This is a genomic window from Nitrosospira sp. Nsp13, from assembly GCF_900101945.1.
Lineage (GTDB): Bacteria > Pseudomonadota > Gammaproteobacteria > Burkholderiales > Nitrosomonadaceae > Nitrosospira > Nitrosospira multiformis_D.
In genome coordinates this window covers 17,514-38,001 of sequence record NZ_FMVD01000019.1, presented here as the reverse complement: position 1 = coordinate 38,001, position 20,488 = coordinate 17,514, and the positions used below count along the sequence as shown (strand labels likewise).

Below are 20,488 nucleotides of genomic sequence, written 5' to 3'. Positions count from 1 at the left end.
ATACGGCTGGCCAGCGCGGCGCCCTGATCGTTCATGCCGACGATGATGGCGCGCTGCGGCGGCCCTTGCAGCATCAGCAGAAAGGGCGCGCTGGCACGCAGCGCCAGATGAGTGCCGATCTGGCTCAGTGGCGCCACCCAGAGCCACGTGATCAGCGCCTCGCTGGAGAATTCATCCATATAGCCGGTGGCAACGCCCAGGAAAAGCAACAGTAATACTACCCAGAACCAGCTGTAGAGAGTGTCGATGACCAGCCCCATAACAGAAGATTGCAGGCGCGAAGTACCGGGAAAGGTGATCGAGAACACGATCAATGCGAGAATCATATAGGGAGGCGGCACCCCTCCTTCAATGCTGGTGCTCACCAGCCAGAGTGAAAGTATCAATGCCGCAGGGTCGAGAATGGCCTCGACAGTGCTCAGCATGTTGTTGCCAAGCGGTCCCTTGGCATGGGTGGAAACCGTAGAAGCAGAAAATGTCGGGTTGGCTTCAGCCATGGCTGAGGCTGCGCTCTATTTTGGAAACGGCTTGCATCCGGTTATAAACATCAAGTTTCTTGAAGATGCGCTGCATGTGGTTTTTTACGGTGAAGGCGCTGATGGAGAGGATGCTGCCAATTTCGCCATTGGTTTTGCCCATCTTGACCCAGTTCATTATTTCGCTTTCACGCTCGCTCAATCCATGATCTTCGCTTTCCGGAGAATCCGCCAGCAGCGGTGGATGGTGCGGTAGAGGCGCCACGCTGCGCAATGCGGTATCGAGATAAGGCAGCAGGATTTCCATTGCGCTGAGCTTGGAGCTATCGAGTTTGTCTTGCGAACTGAAAATAATGTAAAGGCAATCATGATGCCCGCGCCTGTCACTGATGCCGTGCAGCAGGGAAGAACGCATGCCTTGCAATGCTCTGCCAAGGGAGCACCGTAGTCTCCAGCTTTCAAACAGAATGCCTGACGCGCCAATATCCAGCGTATACGGAGTCTTGCCCCGTTCAATCCAGCGATTATGGAAATCCCCCAGTAGTGGAGAAAAACGTGCCGGGTTCAAATGATCGGTCCTGACTCCAGGCAGTGTGGAAACAATGTCGTGCCGAATTAAATTGGATTCAAAATCACCCCAGGCGGCAAGCATGATTTCATGAGGCAGGTAATGCTGCATCTCGCCTTGCAGCCATTTCAAAAGGTCGAAATGACTGCGTACCGCGATCCCTTCCTGGATGATGCGGGCGTAACGCTGAAGATGGTCAGGAGAGAGTGAAGAGAAAAGACTCATGGCCGGCGAATTGTTCCTGGTTGGTTATATCAAGAGAACAGGTTATTGATTAGATTACATTGCAACACCGTGCCCGTATTGATTTATTAGTCATATTCAAATCATAAATTGGAATTAGCGAACCAACTGATCTGAACCAGTGCAATCTTCGGGCGTCACCATATGGCGGGTCTCACATTGGCGATTCCATGTGGTGGGCTATCCTTTATCCTTCCTTGATCACAAGGTGCATGTCTGATAGAGGTAAGCATAGGGAAAAGAAATGACAATCTGATTACGTTCCAGTCAAAGTTATGTGACAAGATATGTGGAACTATGAAAACAACCGAAATTATTCGCCTCGCGCGCCTCGCGTATATACATAGATACATAGCATTGGTCCAACCTGGTGGAATACGGCGGTCTGATTCAATAGCTTATCAATAAATCTCTGTAATCAATAATGATAATGATTCTTATTATATTTAATAATAAGTGGAAAGCAAGCTTTTTTGCAAATACACTGGTGATCACACGGAAAAATTCTGGGGATGCCGATGGCAGAGAGTTAATTTTGGATAACCGTAGCCGGTTTTAATCTCGCATGGCTATTTACCGCTATTCTGTTACCAATGCAGTCTCCGCAACAGCGACCGCTTTTTCCACTGGTGCGCCTGCATGCGTTGCAGAATATTGTCCAGCATCTGGATCGCCTCGATAATGTGCGGGCCCTTGTTGAGCATCACGCACTCGGCACGCTCCCCCATGGCTGCGTCAGTGACTTCGGCACGGCTGGGTTTGCCGGTTTTGGCCAATCCTTCCAGTACCTGAGTGGCCCAGATTACCGGAAGATGCGCCGCCTCGGCCAACCATAAAATTTCTTCCTGCAATTCCGCCAGTCGTTCATAGCCGCATTCCACTGCCAGATCGCCACGCGCGATCATGACTCCCACCACCGGGGAGCTTAGCAGGGTAAACATCAGTTCCGGCAATTGTTCGAAAGCGGCGCGTGTTTCGATCTTGATCACGATCCCCAGCTTGTCGGCATCAAGACGTTTCAGATGCTGCTGCAACAATGTGATATCCGCGGGCCGCCGTACAAAGGAAAGCCCAACCATATCCGCCTGATGTGCAATGAATTCCAGATCGATGATGTCCTGGGCCGTCAGACCAATCAGATCAAGCTGGCTATCCGGCAGGTTGATACCCTTGTCGGCGAGCAGTTTTTCTCCACCGTCGCGCGCCTGGGTGATTTCAACCAGGATTTCGCCGGCAGTGACACTGCGGATTACGCCGCCGATGCGGCCATCGTCGATCAGGATGCGTTCACCGGGGTTAACGGCCGCAAAGATCTCCGGTAATGAACAGGCAATGCTGGCCGCGCGCAACAGTTGGCCGCTTTCGTCGAACCGGGCGGAAAGGCCGGGGACCGGGTCGCGCGTTATGATCAGGCTGTCGCCTCTATACAGCCGGATTGTTGCGGGTGCCTGGGGCAGCATGCCTATCTCACCGGCATAACCCGTTCCGCGCGGATGTCCGGAGGAAGGTACTCGCAACAAGTAAAGTTTCAGGCCGGGCTTAATGTATGCAGTCTGTGTGGATTCCGCCCAGTAACCGTTTCCGGCCTGTCCGACCAATTGCAGGTTGCGCAATGCGCCGCGAGCATCGGTGAATTCGATCCTGTCGCGTGCCGTTGCCTGCGCCAGCCAGTCCCCCTTGACGGAAAAACAGACATGGGCATGCACGGGGCAGGAAGAGGCTTCCTCCTCCGGATATATCCAAATGCGGGCGGGTTCTGTCACTTTGCCGTACGCGTCGCGTTTCGGCTGCCATCTTAGCACCGCAGGGCCGGGTGAAATTTCTCCGGTACGTATTTTCGGGCCGCCCAGATCCATCAGGATGCGGCAGTGGCGTCCTGTTTCGCGTCGAGCGCGTTTGATTTGTTTGATCATGCGCGCCCAGACGGCAGCATCATCATGCGCGCAATTGATCCGGGCACAGTCCATACCTTGCAGCAGCATATCTTTGATCAATGCATAGTTGTCCGCGACATCGCCCGGCAACGTGACCAAAATACGTACGCGCCTCTGTGGCGGAGGTTTGCCAAGCAGATTATTGGCGTTGGTTTCGAGCAGCGCGGGACCCGCCGCCGCGGGATCGCCGGGAGAAGGGGGGGATTGCAGCGTCTGCTCGCCCATCGCGCGCCGCAACAGAATAATGATGGCATCCAGGTTGCTCAAGACATGCGACTCCGCTCGCCCCATGGATGAGAGTCCAGCCGCCGCGAGCTTTTCCTGCAAAGGACGCACATCGCGCCGCCGCAAGCCCAAATAATGAATCAGATTGATCGCACTGGCCCGATGGCGCGCATCCACCTTCTGTAACATTCCGGCGGATTCGCTTTCCATTGCTGTCAAATCCTGATGCAGCGCGGCCAGTTCCCGCAATAAGTCAGTATACGGATCTTTTGGATCCTTTTTGCCATATCCGGATGGCAAGATTTTATTGTCTTTACGCGGCGAGTTCATGCTCATTGTCATAGTTATTGGAACGTTGACACGATATTGTTACGTCCATGTGACAGAAATTGCAGAAAAGCCTTGCTTTTTCTCGATTAATAATTATAATAAGAATCATTATCATTATTGATTAGAGAAATCCTGTAATAATGGCAAGTAAATGGAGTTTGCCTGTTGCCAGCATAGTGCAGATTTCATGAAAATCAACAATCGCCAATTGGAAGCTTGTCCGGAAGCCCATCCGAATGGCGGTGTTGAGATTCCAACGCTCACGTAAGTTTATCCGTTGCCACTGGGTTCTCCTACCCAATGGCCTTTCAGCCAGCCAGCCTCATTCAGGGCAAGCCAGCCAACTTTTTTTTCTTCCACGTTTACCGATAGTCTCAGGCTCACGCTTCTTGCGCGGAATATCTCGCTCTGAAGCGGATTCACCCTGTCTAATCGCCGAATTCTGGTTTAATGAGCGGCTTCTTACCGGTGATAATAAGAAAAATTTATGCCGAGTTCAATTCTCGTTCCCAAGGGGGCTCACCCTCGAACACCGCAATCAGGTGATCAATGACGGCACGGACCTTTGTCGGAAGATGGCGGTTTCGCGGATCGACCGCATGGATCGTATCTGCAACCGGGCATGCATTCGGCAGAGTATTGATAAGTTGACCATTCGCCAGCGCTTTGGCGATGATGAAGACCGGAAGAATGGAAATACCAAAAATGGATGAGATAATATATGGATCTAATTTAGAAAACGAACGTGCCCCGTCGCCAACTCATAAACGCCTCCCACCATGGTCACGCGTCCTTCCCGGAGCGCTCGTTCCCCCTCCGGAAGCGTGGCGAGTTGCCGCATGGACCAGCGGACGTTCGCTTCCACGGCGGCGCGCAGCAGTGTGTCCCGACCCAGCTTCAAATCGAGTTCTCCTAGTCCAGGCTTGATCAATTGGATTAGCGCCCCGATATATTCCGGTTCCGTGGGCTTATGGAGCATCTCGTCCACGGTGGCAGTGACGGCACCGCAACTTTCATGCCCCAGCACAACCACCAGCGAGGTATGTAGATGACGCACGGCATATTGCAAGGAGCCGATCACATCTCGCGCGATAATATTGCCGGCTAGCCGAATCGTGAAGAGCTCGCCAAATCCAACATCGAAGATGAGTTCAGGCGGCACGCGCGAATCGCTACAACCCAGAACGGTGGCGAATGGTTTTTGGGTCTCGACGAGAAGGCTGCGCCAGGACGACTTCTGGCGATCATGAAGCGGTTTATCATCCATGAAACGCTGGTTTCCTTTCTTCAATCGTGCCAGTGCCTCACTCGCGTCACGCGGATAAGGCTCCGTGTCGATTGATCCTGGTGGAGGGGCTTCGGCCGCGGCGCCCAAGGCCATTCCCAGACCTAAACCGCAGGCGCCAATCAGGCATTGCCTTCGCTTCATATTCGGAGTCATCATAATGATTCGCCTTGGAAAGATTTCGGATGAGAACCCATTATTTCAGCTTTGCAGTTTTCTACTGGTTTGAACGAACTCGATAAACCCGACAAGAAAATCCCGAAGCTGCTTACACGCTGCTTCATCTACCATTTCGCCGGATTCGTTGAAGACGTGCTGCGCTCATGATACCAGCAGCGTCCCCCGAACCACGGGCGCGTGCCTAATGTACGCAGCACGGGTAGCCAGGCATTTTGGGTAATCCCGATGATTTTTATCATGGCGTCTTTCTATTGTGTTGAGAATCTGAAAAATAGGCTATTTGCGAATGCCGCATGGCATAAATGTACTGAGTGCAGCCTGGTACAGGTATAGATACCTGAGGTGACCTCTATAGAGCGTCTCACGCAGCAGTAATGGAAAAATTTATGTCGAGTTTAATTCTCGCTCCCATGGAGGATCTCCCTCGAATACCGCAACCAGGTGATCAATGACGGTACGAACCTTCGTCGGAAGATGGCGGTTTCGCGGATAGACCGCGTAGATCGTGTCTGCAACCGGGCATGCATCCGGCAGAGCGTTGATAAGTTGACCGCTCGCCAGCGCTTTGGCGACGATGAAGACCGGAAGAATGGAAATACCAAGCCCCGCGATAGCCGCATCCCGTATCGATTCACCGTTATTGGCGACGATCCGGCTACGTACCACCAGTGAGCGGGGCATACCCCCAGCCTCTGCTGGCTCGAACTGCCAGATGTGACTGGCCGACACATTGGCGTAACCGATGCATGCATGGCCCGCCAATTCCTCGATCATTGCCGGCAGACCAGCACGTTGGGCATAGGCAGGACTGCAACACACCACGCGACGGCTCACCGCCAGCTTGCGGGCCGCAAGCGACGAGTCATGCAGCCGCCCGATACGAACTCCCAGATCGTAGCCTTCGCCGGGCAAGTCGGTAATCCGGTCATCAAGATCCAGCGCAAGTCCCAAGCGCGGGTGGCGGCTCATGAAAGCGAACAGGATCGGCCCAAGGTAGGTGGTTCCAAAGGTCATGGGGGCGGCAATCCGCAACGATCCGCACAACTCGCCATCCTGCTCGATGAGTTCTTCCGCCGCCTGGTCAAGCTGCTGCATAATTGAGCGTGCACGCTGATAGAACGCGGCCCCCCTGTCCGTCGGGACCACTCCGCGCGTCGAGCGATGCAGCAGCTCGACCTTCAACACAACCTCCAGATCGGTAATGCGTTTGCTGATGACAGACTTTGACAAGCCCATGCGCTGGGCCGCGGCACTGATGCTCCCGGTTTCCATCGCTTGCAGAAAGGCCAGAATATCATCAAGTCGAATTTGCATTGTTCTGTTTTTCCGAACGCTAATTTCGAAGAAAGACCGATTCCGCACCCATCCGGAGAAGAGTACGCTAACCTTTAATAGACTATATTAAAGCACATGATGAAATTAATGGACCAAACCGCTACCCGGACTTGGCAAGTTTGCCATCCGGTATCTTGCCGCCGGCGCGTTAAAAAATTCGAGAGGAGATAGCTAATGTCGGCAATAAAACCTGAACTATCAATCAAGAAGCTGCGTCGTATCCAACGTAGTACAGAACGCCATTGGGTCGGCGACGGGTTTCCCGTGCGCACACTTCTTGGCTATTCGAACCTGGGACCGGCGATCAGCCCTTTCCTGCTCTTCGACTATGCCGGTCCCATGGAATTTCCGCCAACTGAAAAACGCCTCGGTGTGGGCGAACATCCGCATCGCGGTTTTGAGACGGTGACCATTGTTTATAGCGGTGAGGTGGAGCATCGTGACAGTTCTGGTGGCGGCGGCGGCATTGGTCCGGGCGATGTGCAATGGATGACTGCCGCATCCGGTCTTGTTCACGAAGAGTTTCATGGCCACGAGTTTGCGCGCCGCGGCGGGATGTTTGAAATGGTACAGCTGTGGGTCAACCTGCCCGCCAAGGACAAAATGTCACCGCCGCATTACCAAAGCATCCTGAATAGCCAGATTCCCGTTTTGAGTCTTCCTCATGGTCAGGGCAGTGTGCGCGTCATTGCCGGCCAGTTCGATGGAATCAAGGGGCCAGCCCGCACTTTCACACCGATCCATGTATGGGATCTCCGCCTGGCGAGCGAGCGGCAGATTTGTCTTCCCGTACCCGACGGCTACACCACGATACTGGCGGTGCTCAAAGGCTCGGTGAGGGTCGGTGGCGCTGAAACAATCGGGCCGGCGGAAATTGCCCTGTTTGAGCGGGAAGGTGATCAGCTCTGTATCGATAGTGCCCAGGATACGACAGCATTGCTGCTCTGCGGTGAACCGATTGACGAGCCGATCGTCGGGAGCGGTCCTTTCGTCATGAACAGCGCCGAGGAGATTCGCCAGGCGATGGTGGATTACCAGAGCGGCAAAATGGGGTATATGAAGTGAAACATTTGTCCCTAACCGATGAGTTTTGTTGCTGACGCAAGACTTTTTTACGAAACTAAACCCAAGGAGGACAGTATGAGCCACATCAAACCCGAAGAAACCCTCATGCTTCTCATCGACCACCAGAGTGGTCTGTTTCAGCTGGTCAAGGACATCCCAGTACCGGATCTGCGCCGTAACGCGATTGCACTTGCCAAAGTCGCTACGCTGCTCAAGATTCCGGTCATTACTTCGGCTTCGGTGCCGGACGGCCCGAACGGCCCGCTCATTCCCGAAATTCATCAAGCGGCCCCACATGCTCAATATGTGGGGCGTCGCGGTGAGATCAATGTCTGGGATAGTGCTGATTTCGTCAAAGCTGTCGAAGCGACCGGCCGCAAAACGCTGATTCTGGCCGGCACGCTCACCAGCGTGTGCATGGCTTTTCCCTCCATCAGCGCGGTGGCCGCTGGTTACAAGGTCTATGCCGTGGTGGATGCCTCGGGCAACTCAAGCGTGATGGGTACCGATCTGACCATCGCCCGCATCGTGCAAGCCGGTGTGATTCCGATCGATACACTCGCGGTTATCTCGGAGCTGCAACAAACCTGGAATCGACCGGAGGCGATGGCGTTCGCCGATATTTACGCCGACTTCAACATGCCCCATTATCGGCTGCTGATCGAGAGTTACGACAAGGCGCAGGCGGTGCAGAAGGCGAAGACGTGAGTCTGGCTTCGTTTGTGGCTTAAAGCGTGTTGCAATTATTGTTTATAAAACCATAATCCAATCAATAACTTACAAGGAGCATGAAAATGGACAAATCCTTCAAATACAACCGACTTTCCAAGGATGACGCCGCTATCCTGATGGTTGACCATCAGGCGGGCCTGATCTCGCTGGTGCAGGACTTTTCACCTAACGAGTTCAAGAACAATGTGCTCGCCCTGGCAGCCTGTGGCAAGTATTTCAAGCTGCCGACCATCCTGACAACAAGTTTCGAGGAGGGCCCGAACGGGCCGCTGGTGCCGGAACTCAAGGAAATGTTTCCTGATGCGCCTTACATCGCGCGTCCCGGCAACATCAATGCCTGGGACAATGAAGATTTCGTCAATGCAATCAAAAAGACCGGCCGCAAGCAGCTCATTATCGCCGGGGTGGTGACTGAAGTCTGTGTGGCTTTTCCGGCGTTGTCCGCCATCGAGGCAGGCTACGAGGTGTTCGTGGTTTCCGATGCTTCCGGCACTTTCAACGAAGTGACCCGCGACGCTGCCTGGATGCGAATGCAGGCGGCAGGCGTGCAGATGATGAGCTGGTTCGGTGTGGCTTGCGAACTGCATCGCGACTGGCGCAACGATATCGAAGGACTGGGTGCCCTGTTCTCGAATTATCTTCCGAATTATCGGAATCTGATGACGAGTTACTTCGCCATCACCAAGAAGTAAGGCGGCACGGAGTGGGCGGCGGATAGATTTTGCCTGATGATCGTGACTTCTCTGGTGAATGGATGCCTAGACCCACGCCGGTGACGATCCATGGGTAAGCCCGCCCCCGATTTACGCCGCCGCCGTATTTTGCAGGCCGCCGGCGTGTCTTTATTACTTTCAAGAACGGGTGGGTTAGCCACCCCAGGAGAGCCAACGATGAACAGTCCTAAAGCCCAACTGATCCTTCGCAACGGCCAATTCACGACCCTGGATCGCCAGAATCCGCAAGCGGCGGCTGTCGCGATTTCCGACGGCCGTTTCATTGCCGTGGGGGATGACGGCGAGGTGATGCGCTTCGCTGACAGCAACACGCAGGTGGTGGATCTCAATCACCGCCGCGTCATTCCCGGCCTGACGGATTCGCATCTGCACTTCATTCGCGGTGGGCTCAATTACAACATGGAATTGCGCTGGGACGGCATCCCTTCGCTGGCTGATGCGATGCGTCGCCTGAAGGAACAGGTGGCGCGCACGCCTGCGCCGCAATGGGTGCGTATCGTCGGTGGCTTTACTGAGATGCAATTCGCCGAAAAACGATTGCCGACGCTCGACGAAATCAACTCGGTCGCACCGGATACGCCGGTTTTCATCTTGCATCTCTACGACCGTGCACTGCTTAACCGCGCAGCACTACGCGCCTGCGGCTACGACCGTAACACCCCCAACCCGCCGGGTGGACTGATTGCCAAGGATGCCAACGGAGAACCGACGGGCCTGCTGCTGGCGGAACCGAATGCGCTGATTCTGTATGCGGCACTGGCCAGAGGCCCCAAGCTGCCTTACGAGTATCAGCTCAATTCCACGCGCCACTTCATGCGTGAGATGAACCGCCTGGGTATAACCGGCGTGATCGATGCTGGCGGCGGTTTTCAGAAATATCCGGATGACTACAAGGTTATCGAGGATTTGCACAAGGCTGGCGAGCTGACCGTGCGCATTGCCTACAACTTGTTTACGCAGAAAGCGGGAGAAGAGGTTTCAGATTTCTCGAAATGGACAAAGATGCTGAAGCCGGGCGAAGGAGACGGCTACTACCGGCATAATGGTGCCGGTGAGATGCTGGTATTTTCCGCGGCAGATTTCGAGGATTTCCGCATGCCACGCCCGGATATGGCGCCGAACATGGAGAACGACCTGGAAGCCGTGGTGCGCATCCTTGCCAGCAATCACTCGCCGTTTCGCCTGCATGCGACCTATAACGAGACCATCTCGCGTGCACTGGACGTATTCGAGAAGGTGAACCGGGACATTCCCTTCGATGGCATACACTGGTTTTTCGATCATGCCGAAACCGTGACCGACGTCAACCTGGAACGTATCGCCAAACTTGGCGGCGGAATCGCCATTCAGCACCGGATGGCCTATCAGGGCGAGTATTTCGTGCAACGCTACGGCAGCAAGGCTGCGGAGCGCACCCCCCCTTATAAGCGCATGCTGGAAATGGGCGTGAACGTTGGCGCAGGTACCGATGCCACTCGCGTGGCCAGCTATGACCCATGGAATGCACTCTACTGGCTTACTACCGGCAAGACCCTGGGCGGTCTTTCGCTGTATCCGGCGGAAAATCTGGTGGATCGCGAGATGGCGCTACGCCTGTACACCCAGGCGAATACCTGGTTCTCTAACGAAGAAGGCGTCAAAGGTCAGATCAAGCCCGGACAATACGCCGACCTTGCTGTGCTGTCCGCCGACTATTTCAAGATTCCGGAAGACGAAATTCGAAATCTTGTTTCGGTGCTGACGATTGTTGGCGGGCGTATCGCCCACGGCGACGACGAATTCAACAAGCTTGCCCCGCCCCTGGTCCCGGCCATGCCGGACTGGTCGCCAGTGAATCACTTCGGGGGCTACTTCAAACCCGCGGCAAACGCGCCTGCCATGCACCGGCTCGCTCAGGCAGCCTGTGGTTGCGGAACTGGTTGCTCTGTTCACGGGCATGCCCATGGACGCGCGTATCAGGGTGCTGTGGATGCCGGTGACCAGCGCGGCTTCTGGGGTGTTCTCGGCTGTTCGTGCTGGGCGGTGTGAGCGTGTACCGGGCTTCTCTTGCCCGGCAAACCGGCAAACCGTTATTTGCGAAAGGCAGATCTCCATGCGTCAGCAGACGGCAAAAAACTGCAAGGTCAGCCTGCTTACCGTTGTGGTGCTCGCCATACCATTGCCAGCGGTCGCATCCGAATATCTGCCGCTGCGTTTCGAAGAGGATTGGGGAGCCAGCTGTAATAAAATCGCACCGAAATGCTGGCGCATCGGCGAGACTGCCACGCTGACATTTGGTGCCGACGCGCGGGTGCGTGCCCAAAGTTACCGTCCGGTTGATTTCGGTATCGGCAGCGCCATGGGGAGCGCCGGCGGTGACGGCTACACGCTGTTTCGAGGCTTGGCGCATGGTGATCTACGTGTCGGTAAGCATGCCCAGATGTTTGTGCAGTTCGGGGCATATGACGAAGCCGGGCGCCGAGGTGGACCTGTCAGCTCCGATCAAAGCAACCTCGACCTGCAGCAGGGCTTCCTGGCATGGAATGGCGATATGTTTTCTCTCCGGGTTGGTCGACAGGAAATGACGCTCGGCACCTCGCGTCTGATCGCGGTGCGGGAGGGTCCCAATATTCGCCTTGCGTTCGACGGTGTACGCGCCAGTTGGAGACAGGGATCGCATCGCATCGACGGCTTCGCCTTTCGTCCGGTTCTCAATAGGCCGGGTGCCTTTGATGACAATGCCAATAAGTCGCAAGCACTCTACGGTTTGTATGCCACACTTGTTCCGGAGAGTATGGCTCCCCTCAAGATCGATCTTTACTGGCTTGGCTACGAAAGAGATCAGGGACAATTTGCAGCGGCGCAGGGGCGGGAAAACAGGCATTCTTTCGGCACGCGGCTTTTTGGTTCCGCAAAGGGCTGGGACTGGAACATGGAAGCCGTATTCCAGACCGGCCATGTCGGCGATCAGACCATCCGTGCCTGGACGGTTGCCTCCGATACCGGTTTTACCTTTGCCAATTTACCCTGGTCACCGCGGCTCGGCCTAAAAGCGGATATTGCCAGCGGCGATAAAAATCCCGGCGACAGGCAACTTGGTACCATCAATGCGCTCTATCCCAATCCGACCTACTTCAGCGAGGCGGCACTGCTGGCGCCAGGTAATATCATGGATGTGCAGCCGGTCTTGACGATCAAGCCTGCTCATTCGCTCACATTCGTTTTAGGCTGGGATTTCCTATGGAAACATTACAAAGAAGATGCGGTTTACACGCCACCCGCGCCCTTGGTGGCAATACCTGAAACCATCGGAACCGGCCGGTATATCGGCGACCAGATCAGGCTGGAAGGCAGTTATCGTGTCCATCCTCAGTGGGAAATTCGCGCCGCCGCGGTCCATTTCAGCGCGGGGGAAGCCTTGAGGCAGGCCGGCGGTAGAAGCGTCGACTTTCTCATGACAAGCCTGGCATTCCGCTGGTGAGCAAGCCTGTCGACGATAGCGTCTCGAATGCCTCGCACCCCGGCGCGTGGGCGCCGCTCAGGTTACCGATGTTCCGGGTCTTCTGGCTTGCATCGCTCGGTTCCAACATTGGTAGCTGGATCAATTGGACCGCCTCCGGCTGGGTGATGACCGACCTGTCTCCCTCGCCGGTGATGGTGTCCCTGGTGCAGGCGGCAGCTTCGCTGCCGATCGTGATGTTCGCGCTGGCGGCGGGTGCGTTTACCGACATTGTTGATCGCCGCCGCTACCTTATTGTGACCCAGATATGGATGGCGCTTGCATCGGCGGCGCTGGCTTTTCTCGCCGCAACCGGGCAGCTCGACGCCTGGAGTCTGTTGATTCTCACCTTTGCTTTGGGCTCAGGCGCAGCAATGGCGATGCCGGCATTGAGTGCCAGCACAGCCGAACTCGCGCCCGGAAATATGCTGCCCCAAGCCGTTGCGCTGGGTGCGTTGTCAATGAATCTGTCGCGCGCTGTCGGCCCTGCCATCGGCGGCCTGCTGCTGGCGCAACTTGGCGCTTGGGCCGCCTATAGCCTTAATATGATCTCGTTCCTCGGCATGGTGGCGATGTTATGTTACTGGAAACGCGAGCGGGATGAGCAGGCTCTGCCGCCCGAGCGATTTTTTCAAGCGTTACGGGCCGGCCTGCGTTATGCGCGCATGGCATCGCTTTTCCGCGCGGTGCTGATCCGGGCGACAGCGTTCATCCTCTTCGCAACCTCCGCATGGGCGCTGCTTCCGCTGATCGCGCGCAGCGAGCTTGGGGGAGGCCCCGGAACCTATGGATTGCTGCTCGCCTTTGTCGGTATCGGAGCGGTAGCTGCTGCTGTTTTCATGCCACGCATGCGGATGTATATCACTCGCGACCACCAGGTGCTTATTGCAACCATCGTCTACGCGCTGACCACTGCGGGCCTCGCGACGATCCGAAGCGAAGCCATGCTGTACGGCGTCATGGTGATTTGCGGCGCGGCATGGCTCAGCGTCCTGTCATCACTGCAAGTGGCCGCCCAGATCTCGGTTCCGGCCTGGGTTCGTGGTCGCGCCTTGTCCCTTTACATCATGATATTCTCCGCCGGTATGACACTCGGGAGTTTGCTGTGGGGCTGGGTTGCCGCGCAGGCTGGCACTCCCGCCGCACTGCTACTTTCGGCCGCCGGTGCTGTGCTGGCGGCGCTGGCCGTCCGCGGATTCAGCCTTGGCGCTCGGGAAACGCCCGATCTGGCTCCGTCTTACCATTGGACGCATCCATCCGTGATGGAGGAGCCGGACAAAGATCGCGGCCCCGTGCTGGTTACGATTGAATATGAGGTTGCATTGAGTCAACGGGAAGCCTTCCTGGATGCGATGCAGCCGCTGGGTATCATCCGGCGCCGGGATGGCGCATTCGCCTGGGGTATATTCGAGGATGTTGCGATGCCTGGCCGTTATGTCGAGATCTTCCAGGTTGATTCCTGGCTCGATCATTTGCGCCAGCATGCGCGCGTGACCCGAGAAGACCAGCGCATTCAGGAAGCTATCCACCGCTTTCACATCGGCAGCACGCCACCCAGGGTTTCCCATTTTGTCGGTGGTGTCCCGGCATCGTCCAACGCTTATAATTCGATGGGGGCCGGCCCGTGAATCGGCACGCGCCACTTGCTTCCCGTTGGGTTTTTTCCTGTTTCCCGGTGAACGGTGTGCCGCACCGCGCCGTTGCATCTTGACTTACTTTTTACTCACCCTTTATTCACCTAGCGGAGGCCATTCATGATGGAGTTACGTCGCGCCGGGGAGCGCGGTCATGCCGAACACGGTTGGCTGGATTCCTGGCACAGCTTTTCTTTCGCGGATTACCACGACCTGGAATACATGCAGTTTCGCGCGCTGCGTGTCATCAATGAAGACCGGGTCGAGCCGGGCCGGGGTTTCGGCATGCATAGTCACCGCGATATGGAGATCATCAGTTATGTGCTGGAAGGGACGCTCGCACACCACGACAGTATGGGCAACGGCTCCGTCATACGTCCGGGAAGCGTGCAGCGCATGAGTGCGGGCACGGGTGTGCAGCACAGCGAATTCAACGCTTCTTCGAGCGAGCAGCTGCATTTTCTGCAAATCTGGTTTATGCCGAATGTCACGGGAATTCCGCCCGGCTATGAGGAAAAGTATTTTGACGACGCAAAAAAACGCGGCACGTTATGTCTGATCGCTTCACCGGATGGTGCTGATGGCTCGGTAAAAATTCATGCGAACGCGAAATTGTTCGCCGGGCTGGTGGATGCCGGTGAAAGGATCGAGCGGACGATCGCCGCAGATCGCTTTGTTTATGTTCATGTTGCCCGCGGCAGGGTATCGCTCAACGGTACCCCCCTGCATGCGGGTGACGCCGCAAGGCTTACCGGTGAAAGCCATCTTGTTCTCGATGGGGGAGAGAAAGCCGAGCTGCTTGTTTTCGAACTGCTGTGAAAATGGCCTCCCACGGAAGGCCATGTCAATTTGCCACCAATAGCCTGCACTGCGGTTCCGCACTTATAAATACCCCATCGTGCAGGCAGCCACTAACAACATCGGCTGACCTTTCCTCCATACCGTGCTTCTTGACGCTCCCGGAAGAATTCCTGATAAGACATGACCGGTTGATCGGGATGCGTGATTTTCATGTGATTGACATACGTGCTGTACTCGGGCACGCCTACCATCAGCCGCATGCTCTGCCTGAGATAGCGCGCAGCCCTGGTAATGCCGGTAATTTTATTTGGCATGGATGGGTACCTCATGTTCCGGGGGTTGCTTCGATCGGTAATAGTTCAAACGGCGCCTCTTTGGCGGTAGGGCCGCCTGTGCCGCGCGCACGCAGTACTGTCTGGATACCAAATATCAGCATGCTGATCAGTACCAGCATGAACAGGGCCGCCAGCGACGCGTTGACATAATCGTTAAAAATGACTTGCCGCATCTGTTCCAATGATTTGGCTGGTGCCAGGAGTACACCATCGGCGAGTGCCTCTTTGTATTTGCCGGCATGCGCCAGAAAGCCGATGCGCGGATTCACGTCGAAAATCTTCTGCCATGCGGCAGTCAGCGTGCAGACCAGAACCCAGGTGGCGGGTACGATAGTGACCCAGGCGTAACGGTCATGCTTCATCTTGAACAGGACACACGTGCAGAGAATCAGCGCGATACCGGCCAGCATCTGGTTGGAGATACCGAACAGCGGCCACAGGGTGTTGATTCCCCCCAGCGGATCGACCACACCCTGATACAGAAAATAGCCCCACCCTGCGACGCAGATCGCGGTGGCGATCAAGCTGGCAATCAACGAGTCGGTACGTTTCATCGACGGAATGAAGGTGCCGAGCAGATCCTGCAGCATGAAGCGTCCGGCCCGCGTGCCCGCATCGACCGCCGTCAGGATAAAAAGCGCTTCGAACAGGATGGCGAAGTGATACCAGAACGCCATCATGGCTCGGCCACCAATGACATCTGACAGAATCTGCGCCATGCCCACCGCCAGCGTCGGCGCGCCGCCGGTGCGGGAAATGATCGTGTGCTCTCCCACATCCCGCGCGGTCTGCGTGATCATCTCGGGCGTGACATAAAACCCCCATTGCGATATGGCCTGCGATGCCGATTCCGCCGTGGTGCCGATGATCGCGGCCGGGCTGTTCATGGCGAAGTACACGCCCGGTTCGATGGTGGAGGCGGCTACCAGCGCCATGATGGCGACAAACGATTCCATCAGCATGGCTCCATAGCCGATGAAGCGGGCATCGCCTTCATTCCGGATCATCTTGGGCGTGGTGCCGGAGGAAATGAGCGAGTGGAAGCCGGATACCGCGCCGCAGGCGATGGTAATGAACAGGAAGGGAAACAGACTGCCCGACCAGACCGGGCCGGAGCCATCCACAAATTGTGTAAATGCCGGCATCTTGAGTTCCGGCGAAATGAAGATGACACCGATCGCCAGACCGACGATGGTGCCGATCTTCAGGAACGTGGACAGGTAGTCGCGTGGCGCCAGCAACAGCCAGACCGGCAGCACGGACGCAATGAAGCCATAGGCAATCAGCATCCAGGTGAGCTGCTCGCCTGTGAGGGTGAATAGGGCGGCCATCGAAGGTATTTCCTGTACATACTGCCCCGCGACGATCGACAGCATCAGCAAAACAAAGCCGATCAGCGAGACTTCGCCAATCGCACCTGGCCGGATAAAGCGTGCGTAAACCCCCATGAACAAGGCAATTGGAATAGTGGCGGCAACAGTGAAGGTGCCCCAGGGCGATTCCGCCAGCGCCTTGACCACGATCAGCGCCAGTACCGCCAACAGGACCAGCATGATGAAGAATGTGCCGAACAGGGCGATCATGCCGGGTATCTGTCCGAGTTCCGACTTGATCAGATCGCCCAGCGAACGGCCATCGCGCCGGGTGGAAACAAACAGCACGATAAAATCCTGTACCGCGCCGGCAAACACAACGCCGGCCAACAACCACAGCATGCCGGGCATGTAGCCCATCTGCGCGGCCAGTATCGGCCCGACGAGCGGTCCGGCGCCCGCAATGGCGGCAAAATGATGGCCGAACAATACATATCTGTTGGTCGGCACATAATCCAGGCCGTCATTGAATTTGTAAGCGGGGGTCATGCGGGTGACGTCCAGCCTCAGCACCCGCCGGGCAATGAACTGGCTGTAAAAGCGATAAGCAATCGTATAGACGCAGACAGTGGCGATCACGATCCATATCGCACCGATGGACTCGCCGTGATGCAATGCGATGAATGCGAACGCGAAGGCGCCAAGGACGGCGAATGCGAGCCAGCCGAGCTTATTGATTAGAGCATTCATTACTTTCTCCTGGGCTGAAAATTATTATTGTGATGCGGCTGATAATTTGAGATTCCTGCCGCCTGTAATCTTAATACAGCTCCTCTTTCTATTACTTTGGAAGAGAAGCTGCGAAATTCCATTTTTATATGGCAGGTTGCGCTGGAATTAGCGATAAGCGGGTGCGGTAAAAAAATAATACAATAGATTGGGTCAGGTCAGACTTAAGAGATGCAATAGCCATTCCGGGGCAGGCCCAGCGAATTTGAATGTCTCAACGGAATGGACGGCTCAGGAAGGGAGACCTGGAAAGTCCGAACCGCCAGGGCATCTCTTTCGCTTTCGAAATACCAATGCGCGGACCGGTGACGACGGAAATTTCTTCCGCTAAAGGCAGGAGCTGGAACGGCGACGTATCGATCCGCATGCCGCTATGCGCATCAGTGATGCCGAGTGCCTGGCAGACACGTCCCGGTCCGGAACAAAGCAGGCGTGGATGGTCAAGCCCGCGCCGCGCACGCATGATATCCAGCCCTGCAAGCGGTTCGATCGCGCGGATTAAAACGCCTGCACCATGCCCATCCGCGCGGCAAACGAAATTGAGGCACCAGTGGATTCCGTATGAGCGATATATATAGGCTCGACAGGGCGGACCAAACATCACCCGGTTACGTTTAGTCGGGCCGCCAAAGCTGTGCGAGGCAGGATCTTCGTGATCATAGGCTTCCGTCTCGACAATCCGGCCTCCGACTCCATCGACAAGCAAGATCGTGCCTATCAGGGATCGGGCCACATCCACGGACGGGGCGGAAAAATCGATAAATTGGGAGATTTTGGTCATGGGCGCAATTTTATATGGAGCGCTTCTGGAATCCAAATTTGTGTGTGTCCGTCTTACGGATTGGGGCGAGCGTTAACAGACCCTAGTTACGCTGCAATGGTCCGAACCCAGGAATTTATCGGCGTATCGCCCATATTTTCGATGCGCGTTTTTCCAGCGGCTTTGCTGCTTTTGGCTGATCGTTTTCACGGTATAGAGCCGCCAGGCTTTTCAGGCTTATGGCTACAGCAGGGTGATTCGGGCCAAAATTCTTTTCATTTATTTTCAGCGCGCGTTTGTAGAGCCGCTCGGCCTGAGCATACTGTTCTTGACCGCGATAGAGCGCCGCAAGGTTGTGCAGGCTGGTTGCCATGTCAGGATGGCTTGGGCCCAGGGTTTTTTTTGAAATGGCCAGCGCACGCTGGAGGAGCGGCTCTGCCTCCGCATACTGTCTCTGGGCGAGATGCAGCAATGCCAGGTTATTCAGATGCGTGGCGACATCGGGATGATCCGGCCCCAGGCTTTGCTCGTCAATCGCCAATGCCCGTGCGAGAAGCACGGCCGCCGTCTCATGCTGCCCCTGAATGCGGTACACTTCCGCCAAATTATTCAGACAGGTCGCCACATCAGGGTGATTCGGACCGGATGTTTTTTCCGAAATCTCCAATGCACGCTGGAGAAGCTGCTCGGCTTGCACATACTGCGCTTGATCAGAGTAAAGTGACGCCAGATTGTGCAGGCTCATGGCAATATCGGGATGAGCCGGTCCCAGCGTTTTTTCGCAAATCGCCAATGCCCGTTCCAGAAGCGCTGCCGCCACCCTCAGGTGTCCCTGGGCGTGACGCACCTCCGCTAGATTATTCAGGCATGCGGCGATATCGAGATCATTCGCGCCATATGTCCGTTCCCAAAATCGCAACGCTTCCTGGAGAAGCGTTTCAGCTTCAGCATATTTTCCTTCAGCATAATATCGTACAGCCAGATTATTTTGTCCGGTGGCCACTCTGGGATGATCCGGCCCAAATGCATCTTCCGCCGCCTGCAGCGCCTTTCTCGCCGCGACAGTAGAGCGTGCATGGTCCTCCCGCTTATCAGGCTTCACTCTACCTCCCACGCAAATCATTTTACTTGGAAGGCTATTTAACTAGGGATCGGGAAGCATGGATAGCTGTAATATCTTACAGGTGAGCCGGATCACGGGGCCTGATCAGCAAGGCATGAGTTTTGAAATACGGAGATACATAATTTATTCAAAGGATTGCCAGATTGCCGATTAACATCATTTCAAACACAAAAGAAAAACTATCGGCGTCAGGGCTGATGATCGGCGCTACTTTGTTTTTCGCGACCATGGGCATGTGTGTCAAGTTTGCATCGGCCAGTTACGGTACGGGTGAGATCGTGTTCTACCGGGGTATCGTGGGTGCCGCGATGGTTGTGCTGATCACGCGTGCATCAGGCGAGACGCTTCGCACCCGTCTGCCGGCGATGCACGCCTGGAGGAGCCTGACCGGCGTCAGTGCGCTTGGCCTCTGGTTTTACGCGATAGGCGAACTGCCGCTTGCCACCGCGATGACACTGAATTATATGTCGCCGATCTGGATGGCGCTGTTGCTCATTGGGGGCTCGGTTTTGGTCGGCGGCGGCCGCGTGGATGCGCGGCTGGTTTGCACAGTGCTTGTTGGATTCTTGGGTGTGGTCTGTATCCTTCAACCCACTATGGAGCCCCATCAACTATGGGGCGGGCTGATGGGGCTGCTGTCGGGTTTGCTTGCCGCCATGGCCTATTTGCAGGTGACCGCGCTTGGCAGGGCGGGTGAGTCGGAGGCGCGCATCGTGTTTTATTTCTCGGTGGGCAGCATTTTCGCCGGCGCCCTGGAGACATCGCTCATTAGCGGGTGGCATGCCCACACCCTGCGCGGTCTCGGGATGTTGCTCGCGGTAGGCGTATTGGCGACGCTGGCACAACTGTTGATGACACGTGCCTACAGGACCGGCGGCACGCTCGTCATTGCCAGCCTGCAGTACCTGGGTATCGCCTGGTCCCTGTTGTATGGCGTGCTGCTGTTCGACGACCCCGTTACCGGACTGGCGCTGCTGGGCATGGGCCTGATTGTGATGGCGGGTGTCGCTGCTGCCCGGCTGCGTCAGTCTGTTGCACCTGCAAATCGGCTGCCAAAACCGGAGACTCATTCAGAGATCCCTTAGGCCGGAAATGCCATTATCCATGCCGTTTCCAATAATATTCGGAGCCTGTCTGATGAAGTATCC

General features: G+C 55.9%; 17 protein-coding genes and 1 pseudogene. 8 read left to right on the top strand and 10 right to left on the bottom strand.

The window, feature by feature from the left end:
• The 6 genes and pseudogenes from BLO43_RS15165 to BLO43_RS15140 form a co-directional block, all read right to left on the bottom strand.
• A pseudogene (locus BLO43_RS15165) lies at positions 1-497 on the bottom strand (undecaprenyl-phosphate glucose phosphotransferase); the annotation flags it as partial.
• Positions 490-1,269, bottom strand: a complete 780-nt coding sequence (epsA, locus tag BLO43_RS15160; RefSeq protein ID WP_074632965.1) for an XrtB/PEP-CTERM-associated transcriptional regulator EpsA — start codon at positions 1,267-1,269, stop codon at positions 490-492. The pseudogene BLO43_RS15165 and the gene epsA, both read right to left, overlap by 8 nt.
• Before the next feature lie 605 nt (positions 1,270-1,874).
• Positions 1,875-3,776 carry a pyruvate kinase gene (locus BLO43_RS15155; protein WP_090907785.1) on the bottom strand — a complete coding sequence of 634 codons (1,902 nt, stop codon included), beginning with the start codon at positions 3,774-3,776 and terminating at the stop codon, positions 1,875-1,877.
• A gap of 485 nt (positions 3,777-4,261) precedes the next feature.
• Positions 4,262-4,420: a hypothetical protein gene (locus BLO43_RS17300; protein WP_368086150.1), complete on the bottom strand. Its 159-nt coding sequence runs from the start codon at positions 4,418-4,420 to the stop codon at positions 4,262-4,264.
• 83 nt (positions 4,421-4,503) lie between these two features.
• Positions 4,504-5,220 (bottom strand): carbonic anhydrase, encoded by a 717-nt coding sequence (locus BLO43_RS15145; RefSeq protein ID WP_090907784.1) that lies wholly within the window; start codon positions 5,218-5,220, stop codon positions 4,504-4,506.
• A gap of 405 nt (positions 5,221-5,625) precedes the next feature.
• Complete coding sequence (locus BLO43_RS15140) at positions 5,626-6,555, bottom strand: LysR family transcriptional regulator (RefSeq protein WP_090907783.1); 930 nt, start codon at positions 6,553-6,555, stop codon at positions 5,626-5,628.
• A gap of 222 nt (positions 6,556-6,777) precedes the next feature.
• Here BLO43_RS15140 and BLO43_RS15135 point away from each other — a divergent pair, with 222 nt between their 5' ends.
• The 7 genes from BLO43_RS15135 (at position 6,778) to BLO43_RS15105 (ending at position 15,038) form a co-directional block, all read left to right on the top strand.
• A complete protein-coding gene (locus BLO43_RS15135; RefSeq protein WP_217628088.1) occupies positions 6,778-7,641 on the top strand; it encodes a pirin family protein in 864 nt (287 codons plus the stop codon).
• Between the two features lie 75 nt (positions 7,642-7,716).
• Positions 7,717-8,349, top strand: coding sequence for an isochorismatase family protein (locus BLO43_RS15130; protein ID WP_090907781.1), 633 nt, complete (start codon positions 7,717-7,719; stop codon positions 8,347-8,349).
• A gap of 86 nt (positions 8,350-8,435) precedes the next feature.
• A complete protein-coding gene (ycaC, locus tag BLO43_RS15125; RefSeq protein WP_074632951.1) occupies positions 8,436-9,065 on the top strand; it encodes an isochorismate family cysteine hydrolase YcaC in 630 nt (209 codons plus the stop codon).
• A 198-nt stretch (positions 9,066-9,263) separates the two neighbouring features.
• Positions 9,264-11,135, top strand: a complete 1,872-nt coding sequence (locus BLO43_RS15120; protein WP_090907780.1) for an amidohydrolase — start codon at positions 9,264-9,266, stop codon at positions 11,133-11,135.
• 64 nt (positions 11,136-11,199) lie between these two features.
• Positions 11,200-12,567, top strand: coding sequence for an alginate export family protein (locus tag BLO43_RS15115; protein WP_175443989.1), 1,368 nt, complete (start codon positions 11,200-11,202; stop codon positions 12,565-12,567).
• Entirely contained in the window at positions 12,564-14,213 is a 1,650-nt protein-coding gene (locus tag BLO43_RS15110) for an MFS transporter (protein ID WP_254773505.1), read from the top strand. Before BLO43_RS15115 ends, BLO43_RS15110 begins: the two co-directional genes overlap by 4 nt.
• Positions 14,214-14,339: 126 nt before the next feature.
• Complete coding sequence (locus tag BLO43_RS15105) at positions 14,340-15,038, top strand: pirin family protein (protein ID WP_090907777.1); 699 nt, start codon at positions 14,340-14,342, stop codon at positions 15,036-15,038.
• Between the two features lie 92 nt (positions 15,039-15,130).
• On the opposite strand, the gene BLO43_RS15100 is transcribed toward BLO43_RS15105, so the two are convergent.
• The 4 genes from BLO43_RS15100 to BLO43_RS15085 form a co-directional block, all read right to left on the bottom strand.
• Positions 15,131-15,334, bottom strand: coding sequence for a YbdD/YjiX family protein (locus tag BLO43_RS15100; protein ID WP_090907776.1), 204 nt, complete (start codon positions 15,332-15,334; stop codon positions 15,131-15,133).
• A gap of 11 nt (positions 15,335-15,345) precedes the next feature.
• Complete coding sequence (locus BLO43_RS15095) at positions 15,346-17,418, bottom strand: carbon starvation CstA family protein (RefSeq protein WP_090907775.1); 2,073 nt, start codon at positions 17,416-17,418, stop codon at positions 15,346-15,348.
• 253 nt (positions 17,419-17,671) lie between these two features.
• Complete coding sequence (locus tag BLO43_RS15090) at positions 17,672-18,238, bottom strand: DNA-3-methyladenine glycosylase (RefSeq protein WP_090907774.1); 567 nt, start codon at positions 18,236-18,238, stop codon at positions 17,672-17,674.
• Positions 18,239-18,353: 115 nt separating this feature from the next.
• Entirely contained in the window at positions 18,354-19,319 is a 966-nt protein-coding gene (locus tag BLO43_RS15085) for a tetratricopeptide repeat protein (RefSeq protein WP_090907773.1), read from the bottom strand.
• A 164-nt stretch (positions 19,320-19,483) separates the two neighbouring features.
• Between BLO43_RS15085 and BLO43_RS15080 the strand changes: the two genes are divergently transcribed.
• Entirely contained in the window at positions 19,484-20,425 is a 942-nt protein-coding gene (locus BLO43_RS15080; protein ID WP_254773504.1) for a DMT family transporter, read from the top strand.
• Positions 20,426-20,488 lie beyond the last annotated feature (63 nt).

What these genes read in the sequence shown, in the direction of transcription:
- BLO43_RS15090 (WP_090907774.1), bottom strand. Translation starts at nt 18,238, where the DNA reads ATGACCAAAATCTCCCAATTTATCGATTTTTCCGCCCCGTCCGTGGAT.
- BLO43_RS15100 (WP_090907776.1), bottom strand. Translation starts at nt 15,334, where the DNA reads ATGCCAAATAAAATTACCGGCATTACCAGGGCTGCGCGCTATCTCAGG.
- BLO43_RS15145 (WP_090907784.1), bottom strand. Translation starts at nt 5,220, where the DNA reads ATGATGACTCCGAATATGAAGCGAAGGCAATGCCTGATTGGCGCCTGC.
- BLO43_RS15130 (WP_090907781.1), top strand. Translation starts at nt 7,717, where the DNA reads ATGAGCCACATCAAACCCGAAGAAACCCTCATGCTTCTCATCGACCAC.
- BLO43_RS15105 (WP_090907777.1), top strand. Translation starts at nt 14,340, where the DNA reads ATGATGGAGTTACGTCGCGCCGGGGAGCGCGGTCATGCCGAACACGGT.
- BLO43_RS15155 (WP_090907785.1), bottom strand. Translation starts at nt 3,776, where the DNA reads ATGAACTCGCCGCGTAAAGACAATAAAATCTTGCCATCCGGATATGGC.
- BLO43_RS15120 (WP_090907780.1), top strand. Translation starts at nt 9,264, where the DNA reads ATGAACAGTCCTAAAGCCCAACTGATCCTTCGCAACGGCCAATTCACG.
- BLO43_RS15140 (WP_090907783.1), bottom strand. Translation starts at nt 6,555, where the DNA reads ATGCAAATTCGACTTGATGATATTCTGGCCTTTCTGCAAGCGATGGAA.
- BLO43_RS15115 (WP_175443989.1), top strand. Translation starts at nt 11,200, where the DNA reads ATGCGTCAGCAGACGGCAAAAAACTGCAAGGTCAGCCTGCTTACCGTT.
- BLO43_RS15095 (WP_090907775.1), bottom strand. Translation starts at nt 17,418, where the DNA reads ATGAATGCTCTAATCAATAAGCTCGGCTGGCTCGCATTCGCCGTCCTT.
- epsA (WP_074632965.1), bottom strand. Translation starts at nt 1,269, where the DNA reads ATGAGTCTTTTCTCTTCACTCTCTCCTGACCATCTTCAGCGTTACGCC.
- ycaC (WP_074632951.1), top strand. Translation starts at nt 8,436, where the DNA reads ATGGACAAATCCTTCAAATACAACCGACTTTCCAAGGATGACGCCGCT.